This window comes from Mesorhizobium sp. M7A.F.Ca.US.005.03.2.1 (genome assembly GCF_003997795.1).
In the GTDB taxonomy this organism is placed as follows: domain Bacteria; phylum Pseudomonadota; class Alphaproteobacteria; order Rhizobiales; family Rhizobiaceae; genus Mesorhizobium; species Mesorhizobium ciceri.
In genome coordinates this window covers 1-4543 of sequence record NZ_RZRP01000522.1, presented here as the reverse complement: position 1 = coordinate 4543, position 4543 = coordinate 1, and the positions used below count along the sequence as shown (strand labels likewise).

Annotated in this window: 5 protein-coding genes; all 5 read right to left on the bottom strand. The window is 65.8% G+C overall.

Annotation, left to right across the window (positions count from 1 at the left end; translation table 11 throughout):
• The coding region (locus tag EN991_RS24605) for an aliphatic sulfonate ABC transporter substrate-binding protein (RefSeq protein ID WP_127369733.1) at positions 1 to 759 on the bottom strand (759 nt) is incomplete at its 3' end.
• 35 nt (positions 760 to 794) lie between these two features.
• Positions 795 to 1691, bottom strand: coding sequence for an ABC transporter permease (locus tag EN991_RS24600; RefSeq protein WP_127366722.1), 897 nt, complete (start codon positions 1689 to 1691; stop codon positions 795 to 797).
• 12 nt (positions 1692 to 1703) lie between these two features.
• Positions 1704 to 2540 carry an ABC transporter ATP-binding protein gene (locus EN991_RS24595; protein ID WP_024501570.1) on the bottom strand — a complete coding sequence of 279 codons (837 nt, stop codon included), beginning with the start codon at positions 2538 to 2540 and terminating at the stop codon, positions 1704 to 1706.
• A 17-nt stretch (positions 2541 to 2557) separates the two neighbouring features.
• On the bottom strand, positions 2558 to 2884 hold the full coding sequence (locus EN991_RS24590; RefSeq protein ID WP_013530816.1) for a ferredoxin family protein: 327 nt from the start codon (positions 2882 to 2884) through the stop codon (positions 2558 to 2560).
• Positions 2881 to 4506: an FAD-binding protein gene (locus tag EN991_RS24585; protein ID WP_024501571.1), complete on the bottom strand. Its 1626-nt coding sequence runs from the start codon at positions 4504 to 4506 to the stop codon at positions 2881 to 2883. Before EN991_RS24585 ends, EN991_RS24590 begins: the two co-directional genes overlap by 4 nt.
• Between the last annotated feature and the right edge of the window lie 37 nt (positions 4507 to 4543).

Here is a 4543-nt window from a genome sequence, read left to right as displayed (position 1 = left end):
ACGCGAAATCTCGATGTCGATCTTCAGCAGCCGCTTGACCAGATCGGGATATTTCGCCGCGAAGGCGCCGTTGACCGAGATGACGTTCGGCACGTTCCATTCCGGATGGGTGCTGGTGTCGAACAGCACCCGCGCCTCGCCGGTGTCGACCAGCTTGGCCGCCGTCGAATCCGTCTCGACAATGGCGTCGATATCGCCGCGCAGCAGCGCCGGGCCGGATGCCTCGAAAGGCAGGTTCAGACCTTCGACGTCATTGGTGGTCAGGCCGACGCTGTTCAGTGCCTTGCTGAAGTTCGAATGCCGCACCGTTCCGGTGAGATAGGCGACCTTCTTGCCCCTGAGATCCTGCAGCGTCTTCAACGGCGAGTCGGTTTTGACGACGATGTAGGAACCGCCGGCCTTCACATAGCTCGACAGGCCGATCAGCTTGACGTCGGCGCCGGACGCAGCAACGCGCAGCGCCGGATTGTTGCCGGTATAGGTGAACTCGATGGCGCCGGTCGCCAATGCCGTCGTGGCTTCCGAGCCGCCGTTGAAGGTCACCAGTTCGACCTTGATGCCGTCCTTGGCGAATTCCTTGTCCCACCAGCCGTCCTTCTGGGCGAGGACGAATTTGAGGTGCCCCGGCGCCGTGCTGCCGATGCGGATGATGTCAGGCTTGTCCTGTGCGAAGGCAGGCATGCCGCCAAGGCCGATGACGACGGCAATGGCGCCCTTCAGCAGCAGCCGGCGAATTGCGTCGAATGGAATGTTGGGCATGGGAAAATCCTTCCTGTTTGGAATGATGGGGCCGCTTAAATGAGCGAGGTCTCGGACTGGCCCTTCCAGGCTGTTGCCCAGCGCTCGAACCAGACGAGCAGGTAATTGACGGTCAGGCCGATGACGGTCAGCGTCAGGATGCCGGCGTACATGTCGGCCGTTTCCATCATCAGCTGCGAATTCTGGATGAGGAAACCGAGGCCGGATTTGGCCGCCAGCATCTCGGCGCCGATGACCGCGAACAGCGAGGATTTCACCGCCAGCCGAGCGCCGGCGACGATCGAGGGAATGCTGGCCGGCAGGATGACTTTCCGGAAAAGGTCGAAGTCGGACGTGCCCATCGAGCGCGCAGCCTTGATGAGCAGCGGATCGACCGACTTGACGCCACTGATCGTGTTGACGAGGAGAAAGAAAACCGAGGAGTAGAAGGTGATCGCGACCTTCGATTCCTCGCCGATGCCGAGCAGCAGGATGAACACCGGCAGAAGCGCGAATTGCGAGGTGTTGCGCAGCGTCTGCACCAAAAGGTCGGAAACCTTCTCGAACAGCGAATAGCGCCCCATCAACAGACCGAGCGGGATGGCCACCACCACGCCGAGTGCGAAGCCGATCGCGGCACGCTGCAGGCTTATGCCGATATGCTCGATCAGCACGCCCGAAGCGAGCAGCGCCCACCAGGCGACCAGCACCTCGCTCAGCGGCGGAAAGAAGATGCGGTTCAGCCAGCCGAGCCGGGGCGCGATCTCCCACAGCAGGAAGAACAGGCCGAGCAGCGGCAAGCCATAGAGGAATGTGCCGTGGCTCGCTTTCTTGCTCCGGATCTTGGCGTTGGCCTTGATGGCGGGGACCCTGGCGGCGGCTACCGTTTCGCCAGCGCCGGCAAACAGGTGGAGCGCTCCAGCGGAGCCAAACTTCTCGGTCAGATAGGCCATGGGTCCAGTTCCTCAGTGACTGAAGGCTGGCGACAGAGTCCAGTCCTTCTGCGCCTTGTTGACCTCGTCGCGCAGCACGTCCCAGACGCGAGCGCGATATAGATTGAATTCGGCGCTGGCGCGGATGTCGCCGTCGCGCGGCCGTGGCAGGTCGATATCGATGATCTCCTTCACCGCGCCCGGCCGCGCCGTCATCACCACCACCCGGTCGGCGAGGAAGATCGCCTCGTCGATCGAGTGGGTGACGAAAATGACAGTCGTGTTGATCTTGCCCCAGATCCGCAGCAGCTCGCCTTGCAGAAGCTCGCGCGTCTGCTGGTCGAGCGCCGCGAACGGCTCATCCATCAGCAACACTTCCGGGTTGCTGGCCAGCGCACGCGCGATCGCCACACGCTGCTGCATGCCGCCGGACAGCTGGTTGGGAAAACGGTCCTCGAAGCCGGCAAGGCCGAACAGCGACAACAGATGGCGGGCCGTCGCCGTGCGCTCAGCCTTGGCCACGCCGCGCACTTCCAGCGCATATTCGATGTTGGCGAGCGCCGTGCGCCAGGGAAACAGCGCATATTGCTGGAAGACATAGCCGGTCTTCGGGTCGGGCCTGGTGATGCGCCGGCCATCGAGCTTGACGTCGCCGCCGGTCGCCTGCGTCAGCCCGCCAATGATGTCGAGCAGCACCGACTTGCCCGAGCCGCTGGGGCCGACCAGCGTGATGAACTCGCCCTTGCGGATCGAGAGGTCAACGCCGTCGAGCACGATGACGCGGTCGGTCGCCTCGCCATCGACGGTGACGAACTGCCCCGGCTTGAGCTGGAAGGTCTTGCTGATGTCGCTGACGACGATACGGTCCATATCTGTCTCCGATCGGTTCACTGCGCCACGCGGATGCGGTGCGTCGGGTCGAATTCCGAACCGCCGGCCTTGCCGCGCTTCCAGCCGAGCGCGCGGGCATAGGAGCCAAACAGCTGTCGGGCGTCGGCCTGAGCTTCCGTGATGCCGGTCGGCCCTTCGGCGAACTCGGCCACATAGAGCGCGTCGGTCGGGCAGTAGATCTCGCACAGGAAGCAGGTCTGGCAGTCCTCCTGGCGGGCGATCACCGGCACGCCGCTCTCGGTCGCGTCGAAGACGTTGGCCGGGCACACCTTGACGCAGATGTCGCATTCGACGCAGCGCGTGGCCGAGACGATCTCGATCATGACGCCAGCTCCGCCAGCCGCTCAGGCGCGCCTGCGATGCGGAACGCATCCACACCGGTGATGACCAGCCGGTGCGCGAAGGCCGGGCTCTTGCCCGGCAAATCGGTGCGGCGATGCATACCGCGGCTCTCGGTGCGGTGCAGCGCTGCGGCCACGGACCAGCGCCCGGCGGCGGCGATCGAAGCTGCCTCTCGGGTACGGACCCTATCCAGCCCGTCGCCTTGCAGATGGTCGCGCACGTCGCGCCAGACACTCTCCAGCCGCTCGCCGCTTTTCTCCAGGCCTTCGCCGGTGCGGAAGAAATTCTTGTCGAGCGGCGTCACCTCACTGCGCACCGCCTCGATGACTTCGCCTGCCGAGATGTCGACGCGCGGCGATGATGCAGGACGTAATCCAGCCTGGCCAAGCGACTGCACCTCAGTGCGGAATGCCTTGCCGGTCCGGCGCTTGGCATGGGTCGAAGCGCCCTTGCCCGCCCACCAGCCGCTGGCCAGCGCCCAGGACGAATTGACGGCGCCGCCGCCCGACACCGCACCGGTCATGATCTCGCGGCTGGCCGCGTCGCCGGCGACATAGAGGCCGGGTACGCCGGTGGCGCAATCGTCGGAGACGATGTCTATGCCGCCCGTGCCGCGCACCGTGCCTTCGGCGCGCAGGGTGATGCGGAACAGCTCGCTGAAAGGGTCGATGCCGGCGCGGTCATAGGGCACGAAGCAATTCGGCTGGCCCTGGCGCAGCCAGCCCTGCAGCGCTGGTTCGGCCTGATCGAGCCGCGCGTAGACCGGGCCGTCGATCAGCGCGCGCGCCACTTCCTCCTCGCGGTCGCCGATGCCGTTGCGCAACGGCTCGCCGGTCGGCCCGACGATCGGTGAGCCATCTTCGCGATGGAACGACGCCCAGCGGAACGGCAGCCCCTTGTTCAACGAGGAGCCGTAGGGCGCCAGCGTGTATTTGCCGGTGAACTCCATGCCCGACAGGCTGGCGCCGGCCTCCGCCGCCATCAGATAGCCGTCGCCGGTCAGCCCGGTCGCGCCGAGGATGCGCTCGCGGAAAGCGCAGCCACCGGTCGCCAGCACCACCGCGTTGGCGTCGACGCGCCAATCCTGGCCGATCTGCCTGGCGACACCGGCGGCGCCGACGATGGCATCGCCGTCCGACAAAAGTTCGAGCGCGGGATGATGGTCGAGGACGGTGACGCCGGCCAAAAGCACGCGGCGGCGCATGAAGCGCATGTAGTCCGGGCCGCGCAGATTGGCGATGTAGAGCCGGCCGTCATCCTCGCTCGGGAAGGGATAGCCCCATTCGGAAAGCCTGAGCAGGTTGCGGTAGGCGGTGTCAACGCAGCGCAGCATCCAGCGCGGGTCGGCGAGTTCGCCGGTGCGCTGCCAGCGTCGCTCGACCACGGCATGCCTGTTGTCGCCCGGCGGCACGCACCAGGTGCCGGTGTTGGACGGCGCGGTGGCGCCGCTGGTGCCGAGATAGCCCTTGTCGGCCAGCACCACCTTGGCGCCGGCCTCGGCCGCGGCGACTGCTGCCCAAGCTGCCGACGGACCGCCGCCCAGCACCAGCACGTCGGCCTGGAGCAGCAAGCTGTCGGAAGCGGATTTTTGCGGCTTGGGCATGGAGACCTGGCGAATAAAGTCGAAGCAGGCGCTAGGC